Below are 3,597 nucleotides of genomic sequence, written 5' to 3' on the forward strand. Positions count from 1 at the left end.
GCTGGCCGCGCTCGAGGGCGCCGCGGTGCCGCCCGGCTATCAGCCGGGACAGGCGCTGCGCGCGCATCTGCTGGCCGCGCTCGGCCGGAGCGGCGAGGCGAGGGCCGCCTTCGCCCGGGCGGCCTCGCTCGCAAATGATCCGGCGGTGCGGCGCTTCCTTCTCGACGAGGAGGCACGACAAAGCCGGTCGTAGGGGTGGTCCGGCGCCCCTTACGGCCGGGGGAGGCCGGTCGTAGGTGTGGCGCTTCCCTGCGGAGGTTCGCGAGATGACGGAGACGATGATCGATCGCGCGCGCGGCGCGCTGGTCGGGCTGGCGGTGGGCGACGCGCTGGGCACGACGCTGGAGTTCAGCACCCGCGACGCGCAGCCGCACCACACGGAGATGACGGGCGGCGGTCCGTTCCGCCTGAAACCGGGCGTGTGGACGGACGACACGAGCATGGCGCTCGCGCTAGCGGACAGCCTGGTCGCGTGCGGCGGGTTCGATCCCGTGGATGCGATGCAACGCTTCCTGGGCTGGTACCGCGACGGCAACTATTCACCGACCGGCGAGTGCTTCGATATCGGCGGCACGACGCGCGAGGCGCTGAACCGCTACGAGCGCACCGGCATGGCCATCGCGGGCAGCACCGACGAGATGTCCGCCGGCAACGGGTCGGTGATGCGTCTCGCGCCGGTGGCGATTTTCGCGTCGGGCGATGCGGCGCTGTGCGCGCGGATCGCGGCGGCGCAGAGCCGCACCACGCATGGCGCGCCGCAGGCGGTGGACGGATGCGTGCTGCTCGCCGACCGCCTGCGCCGCGCCATCAGCGGCGAGGGGCGTGAGACGCTGCTCGCGCCGCAGCCCTTCGACGGGCATCCGGCGGTGCAGGACATCGCCGCCGGCACCTGGCGTGGCCGCGCCCGCGCCGCGATCAGCGCGTCGGGCTATGTCGTCCACACGCTGGAGGCGGCGTTCTGGGCGGTCGCGGGCACGTCGAGCTTCGAGGAGGCGCTGATCCGGGCGGTCAATCTCGGCGATGACGCCGATACGGTGGGCGCCGTGACGGGCCAGATCGCCGGCGCGCTGTACGGCATGAGCGCGATCCCTGCGCGCTGGCTCGCGCCGCTTGCCTGGCGGGACCGGCTGGTGGCGGCGGCGGACGACCTGCTCAGCGCGGGGCGGGCGGCGGCGACATAGCGGCCTGTTGGGGATCGGCGGGCGGGGGCGTTGCCTGATGGTGGGCGAGCGCCTCCGCCAGCGTCGTTCGCAGAAGGTCGCGCAGCCCGTCGGGGGCCAGGATCTCGACCGTCGTCCCCCAGGTGAACAGGTGGCGGGAGAGTTCGAGCAGGCCGCCGGCCGTGAAGCGCACGACGAGGCTGCCGTCGGCCTGCCACTCCTTGGTCTGGCGCGGGTGGAACAGGAAGCGGTCGGCCGTGGGTGCCGCCGCCGGGAGGAAGCGGAGCGCGATGTCCGAGGGTGGCTCGTGGAAGATGCCGAACGAGTCGGCGGCATAGTCGATGATCGTCCAGTCGGCCGGCGGATCGGTGCGGGCGCCGTCGCGGCGCACGTCGGATATGCGGTCAAGGCGCCAGGGAACCGGCTTGTCCCACCCGTCTTCCGGCCCGATCAGATAGTAGGCGCGCCCGTAGAGCAGGCCCCAGGGCGAGACGCGGCGCCGCCGCCCCTCCGGGTTGCTGGCGGATTTGTAGCAAAGGGACAGGGCCTCGCACGCCTTGAGCGCCTCGCGGATGGTGGCGAGGGTCTCGCTGTTGTCCACCGGACGTGGCCCGGCCTGCACCGCATAGCCCTCGGCGGCGACCAGCGCCTCCAGATCCGGGGCGATCGTCGTCCAGTTGCGGCCGGGAACCATGGCCGCGACCTTGCCCGCAAGCGACCGGAGCAGGGCGGCGCGTCCGTCGGCTCCAGTGTTCTCCAGGCCTAATCGCGCCATCGCCAGCTCGGCCAGCTCGTCGGTGGTCGGCACGTTGAAGAGCCGGTCGACCCCGGGTCGCAAAGAGTGGTACAGCCTGTTTTCCCGCTGTTGCTCTTCCATATGGGGAAACAGACGTCGCAGGGCGTCGCGATAGCGTTGGGCCGTGCGATAGTCGACACGCAGCTTTGCCGCCATCCCTTCGATGGTCATGCCTTCCGCGCCGGTCGCCTCGATCGCACGTGCGAGTTCCAGGAGCTGCACGGGTTTATCGAGGCGCATCGGGTTCGCTTTCGGCAGTGGCGTTGTCGACGATATGACCGATTTTGACGTAGCGGCATGCTTCTGTCCAGCCACGGGTTGGCGGCGCTGACGGACCCGCTGGTCGGACGGCGGGCATGGACCGGTCTTCACGACTAAGGATAGGGGGGTATTGCATGGCACCGGGCGGCGCCGTGCGGTCCCCCGTTCGGCTTTGGTGGCGCAGGCACAGAGAGCGAGGGGCGATGCGATCGAACTCACGCATGAGACGGGCGGGAGTGGTGGACCTGAAGATGATCCGGCCGGGCTATGGCGGTGATCCCGGGCTGCTTATCGAGATCATGGCCAACGTCCACCGGGCGGTGGCGCGGCGCAGCGTCGAGGCGGGGGCGCTGGTGCGGGTCGCAGTCAGCGCGCGGTCCGATCTCGGCCTCGCGGCCGAGGCGCTGCCGGCGCTGTCGCGCCAGGATGGGGAGACGACGCTGACGCCGGCCGAGTGGACGCGGCTCGGCACGGCGCTGACGGCTGCCCGGCGGCGGCACAAGCGGGGCGAACTCGACGACTGGATGGCGGCGCTGGGCCGGGCGCTCGGTCTCGACGAGATCGAGGCGGCCGTGCTGCGCCTGGCCGTGGCCTACCGGCAGGATACGTATGTCGAGGGGCTGTGGGACGCGCTGAGCCAGGCGCGGTGGCGGGGGACGTATCTGTGCCTCGATCCGGCGCTGTTCGGCCTGCTGCTCGACCAGCCGGGGGCGCTGGTGGGGCGGGCGCTGGCGGCGGATGGGCGGCTGCGCACCAGCGGTCTGCTGGCGGTGGACGACGACGACGGCAGCATCGCCGTGCTGCAGCGGCTGTACACCCTGATCGCGCGGCGGCTGCCGCTGCCCGACGACGTGCGCTCGTTGCTGGTGAGCCAGCCGCGGCCGCCGCAACTGGCGTGGGAGGCATTCCACCACCTGGGCGAGGCGGCCGAGACGGCCGCGCGGGTGCTGCGCGCGGCGCTGGAGCGGCAGGAGAAGGGCGTGGGCATCCTGCTCTACGGCCCCCCCGGCACCGGCAAGACGGAGTTCGCGGCGACGCTCGCCGCCCACGTGGGTGCCGCGCTCTATCCGGTTGGCGAGACGGACGCGGCGGGCGAGGAGCCGACGCGCGGCGAGCGGCTGGCGGACCTCCGCCTCAGCCAGCGGCTGATCGACGCGACCGGCGGCGTGCTGCTGTTCGACGAGATGGAGGATTTGTTCGCGACCAACATGTTCGGCCGGCGCGACACGCCGAGCCGGGTGTTCCTGCATCGCCTGATCGAGCAGGGCGGCGCGCCGGTGATCTGGACGGCCAACGACATCAGCGTGGTGGGACCGGCGGTGGCGCGGCGGATGATGCTGTGCATCGAGCTGCGCCAGCCGCCGGCGGCAGCGCGGGCGC

At 72.3% G+C, this 3,597-nt stretch carries 4 protein-coding genes; 3 read left to right on the forward strand and 1 reads right to left on the reverse strand.

The window, feature by feature from the left end:
* Together B8460_RS22080 and B8460_RS14505 are read left to right on the forward strand one after the other, a co-directional pair.
* Nucleotides 1-193: hypothetical protein (locus B8460_RS22080; RefSeq protein WP_048862327.1), on the forward strand; the 193-nt coding region annotated here is incomplete at its 5' end.
* Between the two features lie 73 nt (nucleotides 194-266).
* Nucleotides 267-1,181 (forward strand): ADP-ribosylglycohydrolase family protein, encoded by a 915-nt coding sequence (locus tag B8460_RS14505; protein WP_048862328.1) that lies wholly within the window; start codon nucleotides 267-269, stop codon nucleotides 1,179-1,181.
* Here the strand turns inward: B8460_RS14505 and B8460_RS14510 are convergent.
* Complete coding sequence (locus B8460_RS14510) at nucleotides 1,153-2,196, reverse strand: helix-turn-helix transcriptional regulator (protein ID WP_084623681.1); 1,044 nt, start codon at nucleotides 2,194-2,196, stop codon at nucleotides 1,153-1,155. The genes B8460_RS14505 and B8460_RS14510 overlap by 29 nt on opposite strands.
* Nucleotides 2,197-2,438: 242 nt before the next feature.
* Here B8460_RS14510 and B8460_RS14515 point away from each other — a divergent pair.
* Nucleotides 2,439-3,597: AAA family ATPase (locus B8460_RS14515; RefSeq protein WP_158322869.1), on the forward strand; the 1,159-nt coding region annotated here is incomplete at its 3' end.

The sequence above is a fragment of the Acidisphaera rubrifaciens HS-AP3 genome, assembly GCF_000964365.1.
Classification (GTDB): Bacteria; Pseudomonadota; Alphaproteobacteria; order Acetobacterales; family Acetobacteraceae; genus Acidisphaera; species Acidisphaera rubrifaciens.

Excerpts from the sequence above, each read along its gene's own strand:
- B8460_RS14505 (WP_048862328.1), top strand. The coding sequence starts at position 267 with ATGACGGAGACGATGATCGATCGCGCGCGCGGCGCGCTGGTCGGGCTG.
- B8460_RS14510 (WP_084623681.1), bottom strand. The coding sequence starts at position 2,196 with ATGCGCCTCGATAAACCCGTGCAGCTCCTGGAACTCGCACGTGCGATC.